Consider the following 18438-nt stretch of genomic DNA (forward strand, 5'->3'; position numbering starts at 1 on the left):
TCTCCGTTTTGCGGGCCGCGTATAGCGGTCAGGGGCGTGGAACCGCAAGGGCCGCCCGCCCTTATCGTGACGATAAGAACAATTGGCTTGCCGGGTGCGGCGCCCACCCCACATCTGGGAAACCCATGGTCCGTATGCTCATCAGCACCGCCCGCCGTCTCGCGCTCAAGATCGCGAGCTATGGCGTGATGCACCTGGTGGTCGCCGTTTTGGTGGCCTTCGCTATCACGCGCGACTGGCGGCTGGCGCTGGCGGTCGGGATGGTCGAGCCCTTTTTCCAGACCATCGCCTATTCGATCCACGACCGCGTCTGGCACCGGATCGAGCGCCGGCGGATGCTGTCCAGCCTTGAAGAGGCGTCGGAGGCGTTCACCGCGCGCCTCCAGATCATGGCGCCCGAGGAACAGACCCGCGCCCACGGCCAGTGCGGCCATAGCCACGCCCTGCCCCGCTCGCTGAAACAGATCGCGGTAAAATCCGTCACCTATGGCCTGATGCATTTCGTCGTGGCGGTGACTGTCGCCTTCGCCCTGACCCGGGACTGGCGCGTGTCGCTGGCCATCGGCATCATCGAGCCGCTGGTGCAGACGGTCTTCTTCACCCTGCATGACCGCATCTGGACCCGGGTCGAGGCCCGCAAGGCGGCGCGGGCCGCGGAGATGGCCTCGGCCTAGCGCCGGTTCATCGCCACCAGAAACACCTCGGCGCTGTCCTTCCGGCTCGACTCCGGCTTGACGTATTTGACCGTCTCGAACTCGGCGCGCAGCCGGGCCAGAACCCCTCCCGCGTCGCCACCCTGGAAATTCTTCGACACGAAATGCCCGCCCGGCTTGAGCGTGCGAATGGCGAAGTCGGCGGCGATCTCGATCAGGGCGATGATCTTCAGGTGGTCGGTCTGGCGGTGGCCGACGGTGTTGTGGGCCATGTCGGACAGGACCAGATCGGGCGCCCCGCCCAGCAGGTCCATCATCTGCTGATCGACGCCCGGATGGGTGAAGTCGGCCTGGATCATGATCGCGCCGGGCACCGGCTCGACCGGCAACAGATCGACCCCGACCACCGAGGTCGCTCCGCGCTTGACCGCCACCTGGGCCCAGCCGCCCGGCGCGGCGCCCAGGTCGATGACCCGGCTGCCGTGTCTGATCAGGTGAAACCGGTCGTCGATCTCCAGCAGTTTGAAGGCCGCCCGGCTGCGCCAGCCCTCGGCCCGGGCGCGCTCGGACCATTTGTCGGACAGCTGGCGTTTGATCCACTGCTGGCTGGACATCGACTTGGTGTCCGCCGTCTTCATCTTCGTGCCCATGCCGCGCCCGGCGGCCGTGCCGCCCGAGGGCGGCCGCACCATCCGTCGGCGCCCAGGTTCTTTGGCGTCGGGCTTTTCTTCGTCAGTCATCGCATCCACATAGCCCCCGGCGGGTTTGCGGGCTATGGACCCGCGACAATTCACAAGGAGCGCGCCGATGGCCGACCAGACCCTGACCTTTTCACTCGACACTGGCGACGGCGCCGACCGCAACGTGGTCATCAAGCTGCGTCCCGACCTCGCCCCCGGCCATGTGGCCCGCATCACCGAACTCGCCGGCGAAGGCTTCTATGACGGCGTGGTCTTCCACCGCGTCATCCCCGGCTTCATGGCCCAGGGCGGCGATCCGACCGGCACCGGCACCTCGGGCTCCAAGAAGCCGAACCTGAAGGCCGAGTTCTCGAAACAGACCCACGCCCGCGGCATCTGCTCCATGGCCCGCACCTCGGACCCCAACAGCGCCAACAGCCAGTTCTTCATCTGCCTGGACGACGCCTCGTTCCTCGACGGTCAGTACACCGTCTGGGGCGAGGTCATCGAAGGCATGGATCACGTCGACGCCCTGCCCAAGGGCGAGCCGCCCCGTTCGCCGGGCAAGATCGTCAAGGCGACGGTGGGCTGAGGCCATGATCTTCGGTGCGGTTCGCGATGAGCTGATCGCGCGCTATGGCGAGCCGCACCGGCGCTATCACACTATGGTCCACATCGAGGACTGCCTGGCGCAGGTCGCGGCCTCGACCGACATGGATGACAATCAGCGGGCGCTGATGGACGCCGCCATCTGGTTTCACGACGCGATCTACGACCCCACGCGAAACGACAACGAGGCCGAAAGCGCAAAGCTGGCGGCCGAGCGGCTGTCGGTCGCAGGTGCCGAACAGGCCTTCATCGACAAGGTCAGCCGCCTGATCCTGCTGACAGCCGGTCATTCGGTGCAGCCAGACGACGCCTTGGGCGCACGTCTCGTCTCGATCGATCTGTCGATCCTCGGCGCGGTACCTGAGCGGTATGACGCCTACGCCGCAGCCATCCGGTTCGAATACGGCCATGTCCCCGAGCCTCTCTACCGGGCTGGACGCGCCGCGATCCTCAAGCGCTTTCTCGAAAGCGGCCTGCTGTTCGCCGATCCGGTCTGGGCCGAACGGTTCGAAGCACAGGCGAGGGCGAACCTCGCTCGCGAGATCGCCGCCCTGACCGCCTGACTATTCGATCTCGACCACCTCGACGCGGGCCCCGTTCAGCACCAGGGCGATCTCGCCGCGTTTGAGCTTGAGCGCGTCCTCGCCGAACAGCTGGCGGCGCCAGCCCTTGAGGGCGTCGACGTCCGCCTCATCGTCCAGCGCGATCTTCTCCAGGTCGGCGACATTGGCCAGCAGTTTGGTGGCCACCCCGGCGTTGTCGCTCTTGGCCTTGAGCAGCACCTTGAGCAGTTCGACCACCGACGGCGGGGCCGGCTGGTTGTGGGCCGGGCGGTCCAGCTTGGGCGCATGGGCCTCGGGATCGGCCAGCACCCGCTTCAGCTCCGCCGACAGCTCCAGCCCGAGGCGCGAGGCGCCGAAGCCCTTGGGCACAGACCGCAGGCGATTGAAGGCGTCGGGGTCGGTCGGGCCCTGGGCCGCGATCTCGTCGATCGCCTCGTCCTTCAGGATGCGGCCGCGGGGCTGGTCGCGATCCTGCGCCGTGCGTTCGCGCCAGACGGCGGTGGCCACGAAGGCGGCGAGGTATTTGGCCGACCATTTCTTGGGCTTCAGCCGCTTCCACGCCTTTTCCGGATCGGTGTCGTACAGGGCCGGATCGGTCAGATCCTCCATCTCGGCCATGACCCAGTCCAGACGGCCCTCCTTCTGCAGCCGGTCGCGCAGCTTCGGATACAAGGCGGCCAGATGGGTCACGTCGCCAAGGGCATAGACCAGCTGCGCCTCCGACAACGGCCGGCGGGCCCAGTCGGTGAACCGGCTGCCCTTGTCCACTTCCTGGCGCAGCATCTGGCGCACCAGCGCCTCATAGGAGACCTGATCGCCGAAGCCCGCAGCCATGGCGGCGACCTGGGTGTCGAACATCGGCCTGGGCATGGCGCCGAGCTTGACGAAGATTTCGGTGTCCTGACGCGCGGCGTGGAAGACCTTGATGATCTTCGGATCGCGCAGCAGGTCGAGAAACGGCTCCAGGTCCAGCCCCTCGGCCATCGGGTCGATGATGGCGGCGTCCGTGGCCGACGCCGCCTGGATCAGGCAGAGGCGCGGCCAATAGGTCGTCTCCCGCATGAACTCGGTGTCGACGGTGATGAAGGGCTGGTCGGCCAGACGTTCGCAGAATGCGCGAAGCGCCTCGGTGGTGGTGATCGGCGTCATTCCGATGCTATAGCCCCGCGCGATGTGGTTGTGGCAAGACCCGCCGCAGAAATCCGCCCACTGATTCAGGCCCGTGACCGATGAGCGACACCCCCGATCCGCTGCGCAATGGCCTGACCTATGCCGATGCGGGGGTGGATATCGACGCCGGCGAGATGCTTGTAGACGCCATCAAGCCGCTGGCGAAATCGACGCGGCGACCCGGAGCCGAGGCCTCGCTGGGCGGATTCGGGGCTCTGTTCGACCTCAAGGCGGCCGGGTTCGTGGACCCCCTGATCGTCGCCACCACCGACGGCGTCGGCACCAAGCTGAAGATCGCCATCGAGACCGGACGCCATGACGGCGTCGGGATCGATCTGGTGGCCATGTGCGTCAACGACCTGCTGGCCCAGGGTGCGGAGCCCCTGCTGTTCCTCGACTACTACGCCACCGGCAAGCTCGAGATCGACGCCGCCAAACGCGTCGTCGCCGGGATCGCGGAGGGCTGCCGTCAGGCGGGCTGCGCCCTCGTAGGCGGCGAGACGGCCGAGATGCCCGGCATGTACCAGGGCGGCGACTATGACTTGGCCGGCTTTTCCTTGGGCGCCGTCGAACGCGGCCACGCCCTGCCGTATCTGGACCGTCAGGCCGCGGCCGACGTCATCATCGGCCTGGCCTCCTCCGGTCCGCATTCGAACGGCTATTCGCTGATCCGCAAGGTGGTCGAGAAATCCGGCCTCGCCTGGGGGGACGACGCTCCCTTTGCCCGTGACCGGACCCTGGCCCAGGCCCTGATGGAACCGACCCGCATCTATGTGAAGCCGGTGCTGCCGCTGATGAAGGCCGGTCTGGTCAAGGGCGCGGCCCACATCACCGGCGGCGGTCTGATCGAAAACCCGCCGCGCTGCATCGCCGAGGGCCTGCAGGCCAGCTTCGACTGGGACGCCTGGCCCATGCCGCATGTTTTCCAGTGGCTGGGCGAAGTCGGCGGGATCTCGGATCACGAACTGCGCCGCACCTTCAACTGCGGCATCGGCTTCATCCTGATCGTGTCGCCCGAGAACGCCGAGCCGGTGCTGGCCAGCCTGCTGAACGCCGGCGAGGTCGCCTTCGTCTGCGGACAGCTGGAAGCCGCCTAGTAGCCTTCGGCGTCGAGGCTGCTGAAGGTCACCCGGACAAGGGCCGCGGCGCCGGGGTTCTGCCGCAGCGACACCGTCACCCCGCCCTTGGTCCAGATCGGACGGTCGGCCGGCAGGCCCGTCTCGGGCGTAAAGCCCTGCTGACGCATGACCGGCAGCACTGACGCTTTCGCCCCGTCGAAACCGCCGCGACGCGCCTGAATCACGCAGACCCGGTTGAGATTGCCGTCGGCGACGCTGCCTTCGGTCGTCAGACGCAGCAGATGGGCCTGGTCCTCGCTCTGGAAGGTGCGGGTGTCGGCCTCCGGCGCGGGGGTCTCGATGAAGCCGAGGAACTCCAATGCGGCCGTGTCGCTGGTCTCGCCGGTCACATAGGGCAGGCAGACGTCGGTCAGGATGCTGCGCGTCATGTCAGTGGGCGGCGCAGGTGCCGTGAACAGCGTGGCGGCGAGAACGAGGGCAAGCATGGACGAAACTCCGGAGCGACGCCCGCACTGTTTCCGAGGCGCTCGCCAAGCGCAAGCGTCACCCGTACGCCCCGCCCGTTGACCGGGCGCCACCCGCCCGGCAAGGTCCGCGCCTTCCGTAATCCGTGAGGTCGCCGATGCGTGCGCTGTCTATCACCCTGGCCGGAGCGATCCTTGCTTCGGTCCCCGCCGCAGCCCAAACGGTGGAGGAACAGGCGCTGCTCCACCAGCTGGCGGCCGAGGTCCGACCCGAACGGATGCGCGCCGACATTGAGGCGCTGGTCGGCTTCGGCACCCGGCACACGATGTCCGAGACCGCCTCCGACACCCGCGGCATCGGCGCCGCGCGGCGCTGGGCCCAAGCGCAGTTTGAACAGATGAGCCGTGACTGCGGCGGCTGCCTGACCGTCGTGACCCCGTCTGACACCATCACCGCCGCCCGGGTGCCGACGCCGACCGAGGTGGTGAACATCGTCGCCATCCAGCGCGGCCGATCTGTTGAAGAGGGGGGCGATCCCAACCGGGTCATAATCATCTCGGGCCACATCGATTCCCGCGTCACAGACGTGATGAATTTCACCGACGACGCCCCCGGCGCCAACGACGACGCCTCGGGGGTCGCCGCCGTGCTGGAAGCGGCGCGGGTGCTGTCGAAACACCGCTTCGAGGCCACGCTGGTGTTCGCCGCCCTGTCCGGCGAGGAACAGGGCCTGCTCGGTGGCAAGATCGTCGCCGACTACGCCCAGACGCAGGGCTGGCGCGTCGAGGCCAATCTGAACAACGACATCGTCGGCAACTCTGAAGGTCAGTCGGGCGTGCGCGACACCACCCGCGTCCGCGTCTTCTCGGAAGGCACCAAGACCGTCGAGACCGAGGCCCAGGAAGAGCGGCGGCGTTACAATGGCGGCGAGGTCGATTCCTCGTCCCGCAATCTCGCCCGCTTCGTGGACGGTCTGGCCGATCGCTATCTGGCCAATTTCGATGTCGAGATGATCTATCGCACCGACCGCTACGGTCGCGGGGGCGATCAGGTCGAGATGCTGCGCCACGGCTTCCCTGCTGTCCGCATCTCCGAAGGCGCCGAGAACTATGACCGCCAGCATCAGGACCTGCGGGTCGAGGATGGCGTCCACTATGGCGACACCATCGAGGGCGTGGACTTCGACTATCTGGGTCAGGTCGCGCGGCTGAACGTTGTCGCCATGGCGGCGCTGGCCAACGCCCCGGCCAGTCCGCTCGGCGTGACCATTGAGGGCGCCGTGAAGCCGGACACCACGGTGAAATGGCAGGCCGTGCCCGGCGCGGCCGGCTATCGCGTCTGGTGGCGCTCCACCACCGCGCCGCAATGGACCCACAGCCGCTGGGCGGGACCGGCGACCGAACTGGTCCTGCCGGGCATCGTCATCGACGACTGGTTCTTCGGCGTCTCGGCCGTGTCGGACGACGGCTATGAAAGCCCGGTGGTCTTCCCCGGGCCAGCCGGCTCTTTCGTTTCGGTCGGCGACCCGGCTCCCCGCCCGGCTCGCTGATGCCCGAGATCCGCACCGGCCGCGTGCGAGTGGCCGTCCTGATCTCCGGCGCCGGGTCGAACATGGCCGCGCTGGTCGACGCCGGCGCCGTCACCGACGCGTCGTTCGAAGTGGTTCTGGTCCTGTCGAACAAGGCCGAGGCCGGCGGCCTGGCCGTGGCCGAGGCCAAGGGCGTCCCGACGGCCCTGCTCGACCACGCCCTCTTCGGCAAGGACCGGGCGGCGCATGAACAGGCGATCCAGACCGTGCTGGAAGCCCACGGCGTCGAGGTCGTCGCCCTGGCCGGCTATATGCGGCTGCTGACGGCCTTCCTCGTCGGGCGATGGGCCGGACGGATGCTGAACATTCATCCCAGCCTGCTGCCGAAATACCCCGGCCTCGACACCCATGCGCGGGCCATCGCCGCGGGCGACGCCGAGGCCGGCTGTACCGTGCATCTGGTCACCGAAGGGGTCGACGACGGCCCGGTGCTGGGACAGTCTGCCGTGCCGGTCATGGCCGACGACACCCCGGCCTCGCTGGGGCAGCGGGTGCTGGCGGCGGAACACGACCTCTATCCGCGGGTGCTCGGCGATTTCTGCCGCAGCGGGATGAGCCTTCCTGATCCATCGCCTCTCCGGAGGGGGGACGCTCGCCAACCTTGTGAGTGACTTCACACGCCTCAACTGATATATGATATCTCATAAGTGAGGTTTCGTATGATTACCGGTCCCCAGATCCGCGCCGCCCGCGCCTTGCTCGGCATCGACCAGCGGGAGCTGGCGCAGCTGTCCGGCCTGTCGACCCAGACGATCCAGCGCATGGAGGCCTGCCGGGGCTCGGTGCGGGTCGTGGTCGACAGCCTCGAGAAGGTGATGACGGCGATCTCGGACGCCGGGGTCGAGCTGATCGTCGAGGGCGCGCCCAGCGCCGGCTCCGGTCGCGGCGTGCGGCTGATCGACAAAAAGGCGACGGACAGCGATGAGCGCTGACTGGAAGCTGTTCCTGCCCAAGTCGGTCACCGTCCTGCGTCAGGGCTATGGCCTGCCGGACTTCCGCGCGGACACCATCGCAGGCCTGACCGTGGCCGTGGTCGCCCTGCCCCTGGCCATGGCCCTGGCCATCGCCTCGGGCGCGGCCCCCGAGGTCGGCCTGGTCACCGCCGTGGTGGCGGGCCTGCTGATCTCCGCCCTGGGCGGCAGCCGGTTCCAGATCGGCGGCCCGACCGGCGCCTTTGTCGTCATCGTCTACGGCGTCATCGCCCAGTACGGCTACGACGGCCTGCTGATGGCCACCCTGATGGCCGGCGGAATCCTCGTGGTCGCGGGCTTCGCCCGGCTCGGCACCCTGATCAAATACATCCCCGATCCGGTCACCACGGGTTTCACCAGCGGCATCGCCGTCATCATCATGGCCAGCCAGATCAAGGACATTCTTGGCCTCGAGGCGGCCGCCGTCCCCGCCGAACTGATCCCCAAACTTCAGGCCCTGTGGGCCGTCCGCGACACTTTCAGCCTCCCGGCATTCGGACTGTCCGCCGCCTGCGTCGCCGGCATCCTGTTGCTGCGCCGCTACACGCCCCGCGCGCCTGGCTTCCTCGTCGTGACAGTTCTGGCCGCCGGCCTCGTCGCCCTGACCCAATGGCCGGTCGAGACCATCGGCTCGCGTTTCGGCGAGATGAACGCTCGCCTGCCGGCCCCCAGCCTCGACTTCTGGCGCTGGGACAACGCTGTCGCCCTGCTGCCCAGCGCCCTGACCATCGCCCTGCTGGCGGGGGTCGAGTCCCTGCTCTCGGCCGTGGTGGCCGACCAGATGACCGGGCGCCGCCACCGCTCCAACGTCGAACTGGTGGCCCAAGGCGTGGCCAATATCGCCTCGTCGGCGGTCGGCGGCCTGCCCGCGACGGGGGCCATCGCCCGCACCGCGACCAATATCCGCGCCGGGGCCCGCTCGCCCGTGGCCGGCATGCTGCACGCGGTCTTCCTGCTGCTGTTCATGCTGCTGCTGGCGCCGATGATGAAGCTGGTGCCCATGGCGGCGCTCGCGGCCATCCTCGTCGTAGTGGCCCTGAACATGGCCGAGGCGCACCGGTTCCGCCTGATTCTGCGCACCTCGCACGGCGACCGCGCCGTCCTGCTGGCCACCTTTGGCCTGACGGTGCTGGTCGACCTGACCATCGCCATCGAGGTCGGCATGGTGCTGGCGGCCTTCGTCTTCATGCACCGGATGGCGGGCCTGGCCTCAATGGAGGGCCACTCGCCGATCATAGAGGACGACGAGGAAGACCCTCAGCCCGGGGGGCGCGCCCGCTACAGGCCCAACCAGGGCCTGCCCGCCGACATCGGGGTGCTGACCTTCCGGGGTCCGCTGTTCTTCGGCAGCGCGGCCGTGGTCAAGGACGCGCTGGACCGGATCGGCGCCCGCAAACGGGTCTTTATCCTGCGCCTCGAAGACGTGCCGCTGCTCGACCCCACCGGCGCCTTCGCCCTTGGCGACCTGCTGAAGCGGCTGCTGGACGAGGGCGACGAGGTGCTGATTGTCGGGGCCGGACACAGCGTCCTGCGCGCCCTGCTGCAGACCGTTCCAAAGCCGGTGTTGAAGCGCGTTCGCTTCGTGCGGACCTTCGAGGCGGCGCGCAAACGGGTCCTCGGCCGGTCGAACGGTCCCGAAGACGAGACGGCCGGTCCCCCGTCAGGAGAACCGGCCGCCGGTAAGACTGTGATTGGTTGAACCGATCAGCCGACGATCTGGTCGTCCGTGAAGAACTGGGCGATCTCGATGCCGGCGTTCTCCAGCGAGTCCGAACCGTGGACCGAGTTCTCGCCGATCGACAGGGCGAAAAGCTTGCGGATGGTGCCGTCAGCAGCGTCCTTCGGGTTGGTGGCGCCCATGACTTCGCGATAGGCGGCGACGGCGTTGGGGCCTTCCAGCACCTGGACGACCACCGGCTCGGCGGTCATCTGGCCGACCAGTTCGCCATAGAACGGGCGCTCGGCGTGGACTTCGTAGAATTTCTTCGCCTGGGCTTCGGTCAGTTTGACGCGGCGTTGCGCCACAATGCGCAGGCCGGCGCCCTCGATCACGGCGTTGACGGCCCCGGTCAGGTTGCGGCGCGTGGCGTCGGGCTTGATGATCGAGAAAGTGCGTTCGGTCATGGGAGTGACTTCTTGTTGGGAGATTGAAGGTCGCGGGCTTATAGACGCGCCCTCCGCCCTTTCCAAGGCGTCCCTAACGCTCGCGGCGCGGCCGCTCGCTGCTTGAGGGACGATCCCTTTCCTGACCTGTCGCTCCGCCAGCCGGGGGCGCCATCGCCTATCGGACCCTCGTCTTCGCCATGCTCCAGATCACCGACCTGACCTTCAACGCCTGGGGCCGCAAATTCCTCGAGGGCGCCTCCGTCTCCCTGCCGCCCGGCGCCAAGGTGGGGCTGGTCGGCCGCAACGGCATCGGCAAGTCGACCCTGTTCAAGCTGATCCTCGGCGAACTGGCCGCCGGCGGCGACGAGATCAGCCTGCCCAAGACCGCGCGCATCGGCTCGGTCGATCAGGAACACCCCGCCACCCCCGTCAGCGTTCTGGAGACCATCCTTGAGGCCGACGAGGAACGCCACAGCCTCCTGGGTCGGCTGGAGACCGCCGCGCCCGAGGAGATGGGCGAGATCTGGACCCGACTGATCGAGATCGACGCCGACGCCGCCCCCGCCCGCGCCGCCGAAATCCTCGTCGGCCTCGGCTTTGACCATGAGAACCAGCAGCGGCCGATGTCGGAATTCTCCGGTGGCTGGCGCATGCGCGTGGCCCTGGCCGCGGCCCTGTTCGCCGAGCCGGACATGCTGCTGCTCGACGAGCCGACCAACTACCTCGACCTGGAAGGCGCCCTGTGGCTTGAGGCGCGCCTCAAGAAATACCCGCACACCGCCCTGATCATCTCCCACGACCGCGAGATGCTGAACGAGGTCTGCACCCACATCCTGCACCTCGCGAACCGCAATCTGACCCTCTACACGGGCAACTACGACCAGTTCGAAAAGGCCCGCGCCGAGAAGGCCCGGCTGCAGCTGTCGGCCAAGGCCAAGCAGGACGCCGAGCGCGCCCACCTGCAGGCCTTCGTCGACCGCTTCAAGGCCAAGGCTTCCAAGGCCGCCCAGGCCCAGTCGCGGATGAAACGTCTGGCCAAGATGCAGCCCGTGGCCACCACCATCGAGGAACGCGTCGCCCCCTTCATCCTGCCCTCCCCGCCCCGCCCTCTGGCGCCGCCCCTGATCCGGCTGGAGCGCGCCAATGTCGGCTATGAGACCGGCAAGCCGATCCTGCGCAATCTCAACCTGCGCATGGACCTTGACGACCGCATCGGCCTCTTGGGCGTCAACGGCGCGGGCAAGTCGACCTTCGCCAAGATGATCGCCGGCGCCCTCAACGTCTCCGAGGGCGAGTTGCACCGCGACCGCAAGATGCGCGTCGGCTGGTTTCACCAGCACCAGATCGAGGCCATGGACCCGACCGACACGCCGCTGGAGATCATCCGCCGCGCCATGCCCGAGGCTGCCGAGAGCGCGCGCCGCTCGAAACTGGCGCAATGGGGTCTGGGCTATGAGAAGCAGGAAACCACCGTCGCCAGCCTGTCGGGCGGCGAACGCGCCCGCCTGCTGCTCAACCAGGTGGCGATGGACGCCCCGCACATCCTGATCCTCGACGAACCGACCAACCACCTCGACATCGACAGCCGCCGCGCCCTTCTCGACGCCCTCAACGACTATTCCGGCGCCGTCATCCTGATCACCCACGACCGTTCGCTGATGGAGATGGTCGCCGACCGCCTGTGGCTGGCCGCCGACGGCACGGTCAAGCCCTGGGACGGCGACATGGACGACTACGCCCGCTTCGTCCTCGACCGCGCCAAACAGGCGGCGGTGCGGCCCAGCCAGATCAAGGACGAGACGGCAGCCCCCACCCAGAACAGCGGTGGCGGCAAGAAGAAGAACGACAAGAAATCAGGCCCCTCACCCTCGACCCTGCGTCACGCAGTGAAGAAGGCCGAGGAGCGGATGGCCCAACTCACCGGCGAGATCGCCCGCATCGACGACGACATGGCCAACGCCTCGGTCAGCAACCCCAAGGCGCTGGAAGGCCTGACCCGCGCTCGCGCAAAAACGCAGGCCGACCTCGACGCCGCCGAACAGGCCTGGGTCGCGGCGGAGGAAGCGCTCGCGGAGGTGAGCTGAGCGAACCCTGACCGATCTGGCCGGCGACTGGCTCCACAGGATTACAGAAACCTAATGTGGCGGTATGCATCCACGGGTGCAGGATGCGGCCTCTTGCTACGACGGCGTGACGATCACGCCTCTTGTGAGGGCTTCAAATTGTCGAAGACGGTTCTTTCAAACGGCTGCGCGCGCGGCCCGTATCAGGCCCGGCGGGTCGGGGTTCGCCTGACCCTTGTCGGGCTGGCGGCCTTCGCCCTCTCCGCCACTCCCGCCTTCGCCCAGGACCTCCAGCGCATGGATCAGGTCGTGCGGGCTTCCGTCGAGGCGGAGGAGTTCTCGGGATCTGTTCTGGTTGCGCGCGACGGCGAGGTCCTGCTCGACCGGGGCTACGGTTTCGCCAATCGGGAATGGAGCATTCCCAACGACGGCGACACGAAATTCCGCCTGGGCTCCGTCTCCAAGCAGTTCACCGCCGTCGCCATCATGATCCTCAACGAGCGCGGTCTGGTCGATCTGGACGCGCCGGTGAAGACATACCTGCCGGATGCTCCGGAGACCTGGGAAGGGGTGACGGTTCGCCACCTGCTGACCCACACCTCGGGCGTGCCCAGCTTCACTGGCTTCGATGACTATGAGGCGTTGAAAACCCTGCCGACGACGGTCGACAGCCTGATCGCACGTTTCCGGGACCGTCCGCTGGACTTCCAGCCGGGCGAGGGCTGGGACTACTCCAACTCCGGCTACATCCTGCTGACCGCCGTCGTCGAGAAGGCTGGCGGCAAGTCCTACGCCGAGTTCGTCGCCGAAAACCTCTTTCAACCGCTCGGAATGAGCGACAGCGGCTACGACAGCCATGCCGCCATCCTGTCGCGCCGGGCTTCGGGCTATGCGCCGACCGCTCGCGGGATCGTCAACGCCGACTATGTGGACATGAGCATCCCGCAAGGCGCGGGGGCCCTGTATTCGACGACCCGCGACCTGTTGAAATGGGAGCAGGGATTGTTCGGCGGGCGGCTGCTGAGCCCGGATTCGCTCACCCTCCTGACGACGCCTGTTCGTAACCAGTATGCCTTCGGTCTGGTCGTCAGCGAGGCGGGCGGAAACACGACGGTGGCCCATTCGGGCGGCATCGAGGGCTTCAACACCCATATGGCCTATGATCCAGTTCGCCGCATGACGGTCATCGTTCTGGGCAACCTCAACGGCCCGGGCCCGGACCAGGTGGCCGGCTCCCTTCTGGCCCTGGCGCGCGGCGAAGCCGTCACCCTGCCCAACGAGCGGCAGGCGATTGCGGTCGCGCCCGATGCGCTGCACGCCTTCGAGGGCGTCTATGAACTGGCGCCGACCTTCGCCATCACCGTATCGGTCGAGGACGGCAAGCTGATGGCCCAGGCGACCGGTCAGGACTCGTTCGAACTGCATCCGGAATCGGACAACCTCTTCTTCCTGCGCGAGGTCGACGCCCAGGTCTCCTTCACCCGTGACGCCGCGGGCGCCGTGGATGGGCTGATCCTGCATCAAGGCGGTCGGGACAGTCGCGCGCCGAAGAAATAATTACGACCACCCGACCCTCGTCGGGGAGGCCGGTTGAGCCGCCTTCTTCCCATCGGCGGAAAGGGCCATACTCGCGAATCCCATGCTCATCCGCCGCCTCCCCCCCGAGACCGTCAACCGCATCGCCGCCGGCGAGGTGGTCGAACGCCCGGCCAGCGCCATCAAGGAGCTGGTCGAAAATGCGCTCGACGCGGGGGCGACACGGATCGAGGTGCAGGCCGACGGCGGCGGCCTGACCCGCATCCTGATTGCCGACGACGGGCATGGCATGGCGGCGGACCAGTTGGCCCTGGCGGTCGAGCGGCACGCCACTTCCAAGCTGGAGCCCGACGACGCCGGCGACGTCGATCTGTTGCGCATCCACACGCTCGGCTTCCGCGGCGAGGCCCTGCCCTCGATCGGCTCGGTCGCCCGCCTGACCATCACCAGCCGTCCGCGAGAGGGCGGCGACGCCCACCAGATCACCGTCGAGGGCGGCGACCAGCGCCCCGTCGCCCCGGCCGGCTTCCCCGGTCCGCACGGGGCCCGGGTCGAGGTCCGCGACCTGTTCTACGCCACCCCTGCCCGTCTCAAATTCATGAAGTCCGAGCGGTCCGAGGCCATGGCCATTTCGGAAGAGATCAAGCGTCAGGCCATGGCGCATGAAACCGTGGCCTTCACCCTCGACCTCGACGGCAAGACCACCTTGCGTCTGCCCGCCGAACATCCCGGCGACACGGGCCGGCTGAAACGGCTGGCCGCCCTGCTCGGCCGTGATTTCGAGGCCAACGCCCTGCTGATCGATCAGGCCCGGGACAATGTCCGCCTCACCGGCTACGCCGGCCTTCCGACCTACAGCCGCGGCAACGCCGCCCACCAGTATCTGTTCGTCAACGGCCGCCCGGTGAAGGACCGGCTGCTGCAGGGGGCCTTGCGCGGCGCCTATGCCGACTTCCTCGCCCGCGACCGCCATCCGGCGGCGGTGCTGTTCCTCGAGATCGACCCCCTCTACGTCGACGTCAACGTCCACCCGGCCAAGGCCGAGGTGCGGTTCCGCGACCCGGCCCTCGTCCGCGGCCTGATCGTCGGGGCCCTGCGCCACGCCCTGGCCGCCGCCGGCCATCGGGCTTCTACGACGGTGGCGGCGGACGCCCTGGCAGGCTTCCGTCCGCATACCGGTGTCGGCTCCGGCCCCGCCTGGAGCCCGTCCTCGCCCTCGGCCCAGGGCTGGAGCGGCTGGCAGGGCTGGGCCGGCCCGGCGACCGCGACGGCGCAGATCATTCCCGGCCTCAACGACCGCTCGGCGCGGGTCGAAGCCCAATCAGGCGTCGGCGATCAATCGTTGATTCATGATGAATCGCGCGGCGGCGTCGACCCGCTCGACTTCCCGCTGGGGGCCGCCCGCGCCCAACTGCACGGCACCTATATCGTCGCCCAGACCCGCGACGGCCTCGTGGTCGTCGACCAGCACGCCGCCCACGAACGCCTCGTCTATGAGCGGATGAAGGTGCAGATGGCGCGCGGCTCGGTCGCCCGTCAGGCCCTGCTGACCCCCGAGGTGGTCGAGCTGGACCCCGCCGAGGCCGAGCGCGTCTCGGCCCGGGCCGACGAACTCGCCGAGCTGGGTCTGATCGTCGAGCCGTTCGGCGCCGGGGCCGTACTGGTGCGTGAAACCCCTGCCCTGCTCGGCGACACCGACGTTCAGGGCCTGATCCGCGACATCGCCGACGACCTGGCCGAACACGGCGCGGCGCTGGCCCTCAGCGAACGCCTCGGCGAGGTCTGCGGAACCATGGCCTGTCACGGCTCGGTCCGCGCCGGTCGCGTCCTCTCGGCCCCGGAGATGAACGCCCTGCTGCGCGAGATGGAGGCCACCCCCCACTCCGGCCAATGCAACCACGGCCGCCCGACCTATGTCGAACTGAAGCTGGCCGATCTCGAAAAGCTGTTCGGACGGCGTTAGCCCTCCGCCGGAAGGCACATTTCGACGACCGTCTCCACGGGACGCGCGCGCAGGTCTGCCATGATCGCCTGCTTATCAGGCGCGCTCAGAATCATCCACGCGAGAGCCGCCGACTGGATGATGACGACGACTGACAGCGCGATCATCAGCGCCGGTCCCAGCCCCATTCTCCTGGTCGACATTCCGCACCCGCCGTACTTCACTGACCGTTGTTTTGCCGATCAGTGGAGCGGTCATCAATGGTGAAATGCAGATACCGGCGTTTCCGGCTCGCGCCGTGACAAGACCGCCGCGGTTCAATAGCCTCAATGTCTCCATCCCGACAGGAAGCTTATGTCCGGGATTGCGCGAAAGGCCTGAGGCCTCCGCAGCGCTGACTGTGAAGAGCCGGCGTCAGGACGCCTCGACCGATTTCGCCTTGAGGAAAAGGACGCGCGCGGCGCCGTAGTCGCGCGCGTCCAGCCGCTCGTAGCCGGGCGTGTCGATCTCGGGCTCGTCGGAACCACGCTCGAAGACGACGACCGCGCCGGGCTTCAGCCAATTGCCTTCCAGCAAACGCAGCAGCGTCTGTTCACCCAGCCCCTTGCGATAGGGCGGATCGAGGAACGCCAGATCGAAGGCCTCGCCGTCGGAGCCCGGTCGGCCGCCGAGGTCGGTGGCGCTGCGCCGGTGCACCCGCGTGCGGCCCATCACGCCAAAGGCGTCGGCGTTCTCGCGAATGGCCCCGCGCGCCTCCTCATCGGTCTCAACGAACAGGGCGAAGGCCGCGCCGCGGCTGATGGCCTCGAAGCCCAGGGCGCCCGAGCCTGCGTACAGGTCCATGACCCGCATCCCGTCGAGTGGTTCGGCCCAGGCGGCGTGTTCCAGCACGTTGAAGACGGCCTGACGCGCGCGGTCGGAGGTCGGGCGCGTGCCCTGCCCCTCCGGCGCGACGATCGAACGACCCTTCAGGCTGCCGGCGACGATCCGCACGGATCAGCCCTTGGAGCGTGGACCGCGCGGCGAACCGCGCCCGCCGGCAGGACCGGCACCCGGACGGGGGCTGCCCGGCTTGGAGAAGCCGCCCGGACGCGCCGCGCTGGGTCGATCCCCGGTTTTGCCCGCGAACGGCGGTTTGCCGCCCGGCTTGCGGTCGAAGGAACGCTTGTCGCCGGGGCGGTCGTCGGATCGGGCCGCCGGCCGGGCGCCGGTGCGGGCGTCGCCACGCGGACGGTCGATGAACTGGTCCTCGCGCGGCTTGAACACGCGCTTGGGCCGTTCGCCCGACGGCACCTCGGCGCCTTCAGGCCGGGCGCGAGGGGTGAAATTCTTCTTCGGATGCTCGAATTTCGGCGCGGCCTTGGCCCAGCCCGGCTTTTTCTGCGGACGGGCGGCGCGTTCGGCGGCGGCGTCAGCGGCGGCCCCGGCGGCGCGGACACGGCTGGGCTTGCGCGACGGATCGGAGATGGCCGAGCCCGAAGCCCCCTTGTTGATCGGAGCAGAGGTGCGGCGGCCCGGGATCGGCGCCGGCGTGGAGACCGTATTGCCGGTCGGCAGGTTCTCGGGCCGGATATGCTGGGCCAGCATCTCGCGGATTACGCGGGGACCGACCTCTTCGACCGAGCCAAGCGGCAGGGTGCCGAGCTGGAACGGACCGTAGGCCAGACGGATCAGCCGGTTCACGGTCAGGCCGAGATGCTCCAGCACCTTGCGGACCTCACGGTTCTTGCCCTCGGTGATCGCGACACTGATCCACAGGTTGGCGGGGGCGTTGCCCTCGCTCTCCCTGGCCTTGTCCAGCGTCGCCTCGATCGGGCCGTAGCGGACGCCGTCGACGGTGACGCCGTCCTTGAGCGAATCCAGCTGCAGCTGGCTGACCCGGCCGCGGGCCCGGGCGCGGTACTGGCGCACCAGCTCGGTCGAGGGCAGCTCCAGCGCGCGGCTCAGCTCACCGTCATTGGTCAGCAGCAGCAGGCCCTCGGTGTTGAGGTCCAGTCGGCCGACGGAGATCACCCGCGGCAGGCCGCTGGGCAGGGCGTCGAACACGGTCGGCCGTCCGCCCGGATCATTGTGCGAGGTCACCAGACCAGCCGGCTTGTGATAGCGCCAGACGCGGGTCGATTCCGCCGAACCGATCGGCTTGCCGTCGACGGTGATAACGTCGTCGCGCGTCACCAGCACGGCCGGGGTGTCGAGGATCTTGCCGTTCACCGCCACCTTGCCGAGGCCGATCAGCCGTTCGACCTCGCGGCGCGAGGCGATGCCGGCGCGGGCCATGGCCTTGGCGATGCGCTCGCTGCGTTTCGGACCCTCGTCGGCCTTCGGACCGGGCTTGCCGTCCTTCGAGAACGGCTTGCCGCCGGGCTTGCCAAAGGACTTGACGCCCTTGGGCGGACCGCGATCGTCGCCGCTCTCGACGCGCTTGACGTAGGGTTTGCGTGGGCCGTCGCGGCTGTCGTCTTGACGCGGGCGCGGCTTCTTGTCGTTGTCTCGGGGATGGCTGGCCATGATGAGCGGTTCATGCACATGGCCTTGGCGTGTGCGCAAGCGGCGGCAGACGCGGGAGAGACTCCCGTGGGCTGTGTGATTGTCGACGAATCGACCGGCGAGGTCGTCGCCGAGGGCCGCAACGGCCCGATCGGCGCCCACGATCCGACAGCCCATGCCGAGATCGTCGCCATGCGGGCGGCGGCCGCGAAGCTCGGGAATTATCGCCTGACCGGCCTGACCCTCTATGTGACGCTTGAGCCCTGCGCCATGTGCGCCGGAGCCATCAGCCACGCCCGCATCGGCCGCGTGGTCTGGGGCGCCGACGATCCCAAGGGCGGTGCGGTGGCGCACGGCCCCCGCTTCTTTGAACAGCCGACCTGCCACTGGCGGCCCGCGGCCGACGGCGGCGTGCTGGCGGTGGAGGGCGGCGAACTGCTGCGCGCCTTCTTCCGCGCCCGCCGCAAGGGAACAGCGGCGCCTGATGTACGTTAATCCGCCGGGCCGCACGGCTCAGCTTGTTCGA

19 protein-coding genes are annotated in these 18438 nt (G+C 68.4%); 12 read left to right on the plus strand and 7 right to left on the minus strand.

The annotated features are described in order from the left end of the window. Positions 1-125 precede the first annotated feature (125 nt). On the plus strand, positions 126-674 hold the full coding sequence (locus ACTIEW_RS08165; RefSeq protein WP_439477411.1) for a DUF2061 domain-containing protein: 549 nt from the start codon (positions 126-128) through the stop codon (positions 672-674). Here ACTIEW_RS08165 and ACTIEW_RS08170 read toward each other — a convergent pair. Further along, the gene (locus ACTIEW_RS08170; protein WP_439477412.1) at positions 671-1393 is read right to left on the minus strand and encodes an RlmE family RNA methyltransferase; all 723 of its coding nucleotides are present in this window, start codon (positions 1391-1393) and stop codon (positions 671-673) included. The genes ACTIEW_RS08165 and ACTIEW_RS08170 overlap by 4 nt on opposite strands. 67 nt (positions 1394-1460) lie before the next feature. On the opposite strand from ACTIEW_RS08170, the gene ACTIEW_RS08175 reads away from it, so the two are divergent. Continuing rightward, the gene (locus ACTIEW_RS08175) at positions 1461-1925 is read left to right on the plus strand and encodes a peptidylprolyl isomerase (RefSeq protein ID WP_439477413.1); all 465 of its coding nucleotides are present in this window, start codon (positions 1461-1463) and stop codon (positions 1923-1925) included. 4 nt (positions 1926-1929) lie between these two features. Continuing rightward, positions 1930-2505 carry an HD domain-containing protein gene (locus ACTIEW_RS08180; RefSeq protein ID WP_439477414.1) on the plus strand — a complete coding sequence of 192 codons (576 nt, stop codon included), beginning with the start codon at positions 1930-1932 and terminating at the stop codon, positions 2503-2505. Here ACTIEW_RS08180 and rnd read toward each other — a convergent pair whose 3' ends face one another. Continuing rightward, positions 2506-3654, minus strand: coding sequence for a ribonuclease D (gene rnd, locus ACTIEW_RS08185; protein WP_439477415.1), 1149 nt, complete (start codon positions 3652-3654; stop codon positions 2506-2508). A gap of 80 nt (positions 3655-3734) precedes the next feature. On the opposite strand from rnd, the gene purM reads away from it, so the two are divergent. Beyond that, positions 3735-4772: a phosphoribosylformylglycinamidine cyclo-ligase gene (gene purM / locus ACTIEW_RS08190; protein WP_439477416.1), complete on the plus strand. Its 1038-nt coding sequence runs from the start codon at positions 3735-3737 to the stop codon at positions 4770-4772. Here purM and ACTIEW_RS08195 read toward each other — a convergent pair. Further along, positions 4769-5239, minus strand: a complete 471-nt coding sequence (locus ACTIEW_RS08195) for a hypothetical protein (RefSeq protein WP_439477417.1) — start codon at positions 5237-5239, stop codon at positions 4769-4771. The two genes, purM and ACTIEW_RS08195, sit on opposite strands and share 4 nt — an antisense overlap. Before the next feature lie 137 nt (positions 5240-5376). Between ACTIEW_RS08195 and ACTIEW_RS08200 the strand changes: the two genes are divergently transcribed. From ACTIEW_RS08200 to ACTIEW_RS08215, 4 genes are read left to right on the plus strand one after another with little or no spacing between them, the layout of a single operon-like run. Continuing rightward, positions 5377-6768 carry a M20/M25/M40 family metallo-hydrolase gene (locus ACTIEW_RS08200; RefSeq protein ID WP_439477418.1) on the plus strand — a complete coding sequence of 464 codons (1392 nt, stop codon included), beginning with the start codon at positions 5377-5379 and terminating at the stop codon, positions 6766-6768. Further along, complete coding sequence (gene purN, locus ACTIEW_RS08205; protein WP_439477419.1) at positions 6768-7418, plus strand: phosphoribosylglycinamide formyltransferase; 651 nt, start codon at positions 6768-6770, stop codon at positions 7416-7418. The genes ACTIEW_RS08200 and purN overlap by 1 nt, the downstream gene beginning before the upstream one ends. Before the next feature lie 48 nt (positions 7419-7466). Then, on the plus strand, positions 7467-7739 hold the full coding sequence (locus ACTIEW_RS08210; RefSeq protein WP_439477420.1) for a helix-turn-helix domain-containing protein: 273 nt from the start codon (positions 7467-7469) through the stop codon (positions 7737-7739). After that, positions 7729-9477: a SulP family inorganic anion transporter gene (locus ACTIEW_RS08215; RefSeq protein ID WP_439477421.1), complete on the plus strand. Its 1749-nt coding sequence runs from the start codon at positions 7729-7731 to the stop codon at positions 9475-9477. Before ACTIEW_RS08210 ends, ACTIEW_RS08215 begins: the two co-directional genes overlap by 11 nt. A 5-nt stretch (positions 9478-9482) precedes the next feature. On the opposite strand, the gene ndk is transcribed toward ACTIEW_RS08215, so the two are convergent. Then, positions 9483-9902, minus strand: a complete 420-nt coding sequence (ndk, locus tag ACTIEW_RS08220) for a nucleoside-diphosphate kinase (protein ID WP_439477422.1) — start codon at positions 9900-9902, stop codon at positions 9483-9485. Between the two features lie 179 nt (positions 9903-10081). Here ndk and ACTIEW_RS08225 point away from each other — a divergent pair, with 179 nt between their 5' ends. From ACTIEW_RS08225 to mutL, 3 genes are all read left to right on the plus strand, one after another. Continuing rightward, on the plus strand, positions 10082-11968 hold the full coding sequence (locus tag ACTIEW_RS08225) for an ABC-F family ATP-binding cassette domain-containing protein (RefSeq protein ID WP_439477423.1): 1887 nt from the start codon (positions 10082-10084) through the stop codon (positions 11966-11968). A gap of 138 nt (positions 11969-12106) precedes the next feature. Beyond that, positions 12107-13504 carry a serine hydrolase gene (locus ACTIEW_RS08230; RefSeq protein WP_439477424.1) on the plus strand — a complete coding sequence of 466 codons (1398 nt, stop codon included), beginning with the start codon at positions 12107-12109 and terminating at the stop codon, positions 13502-13504. Between the two features lie 82 nt (positions 13505-13586). Then, complete coding sequence (mutL, locus tag ACTIEW_RS08235) at positions 13587-15446, plus strand: DNA mismatch repair endonuclease MutL (RefSeq protein ID WP_439477425.1); 1860 nt, start codon at positions 13587-13589, stop codon at positions 15444-15446. Here mutL and ACTIEW_RS08240 read toward each other — a convergent pair. From ACTIEW_RS08240 to ACTIEW_RS08250, 3 genes are all read right to left on the minus strand, one after another. Then, entirely contained in the window at positions 15443-15592 is a 150-nt protein-coding gene (locus ACTIEW_RS08240; RefSeq protein ID WP_439477426.1) for a hypothetical protein, read from the minus strand. The two genes, mutL and ACTIEW_RS08240, sit on opposite strands and share 4 nt — an antisense overlap. A 247-nt stretch (positions 15593-15839) precedes the next feature. Then, positions 15840-16418: a 16S rRNA (guanine(966)-N(2))-methyltransferase RsmD gene (gene rsmD, locus ACTIEW_RS08245; protein WP_439477427.1), complete on the minus strand. Its 579-nt coding sequence runs from the start codon at positions 16416-16418 to the stop codon at positions 15840-15842. Between the two features lie 3 nt (positions 16419-16421). Beyond that, on the minus strand, positions 16422-17933 hold the full coding sequence (locus ACTIEW_RS08250) for a pseudouridine synthase (protein WP_439477428.1): 1512 nt from the start codon (positions 17931-17933) through the stop codon (positions 16422-16424). Here ACTIEW_RS08250 and tadA point away from each other — a divergent pair. After that, positions 17922-18407, plus strand: a complete 486-nt coding sequence (gene tadA, locus ACTIEW_RS08255; RefSeq protein ID WP_439477429.1) for a tRNA adenosine(34) deaminase TadA — start codon at positions 17922-17924, stop codon at positions 18405-18407. The two genes, ACTIEW_RS08250 and tadA, sit on opposite strands and share 12 nt — an antisense overlap. The last annotated feature ends 31 nt before the right edge of the window (positions 18408-18438 follow it).

This window comes from Brevundimonas sp. (genome assembly GCF_051860745.1).
In the GTDB taxonomy this organism is placed as follows: domain Bacteria; phylum Pseudomonadota; class Alphaproteobacteria; order Caulobacterales; family Caulobacteraceae; genus Brevundimonas.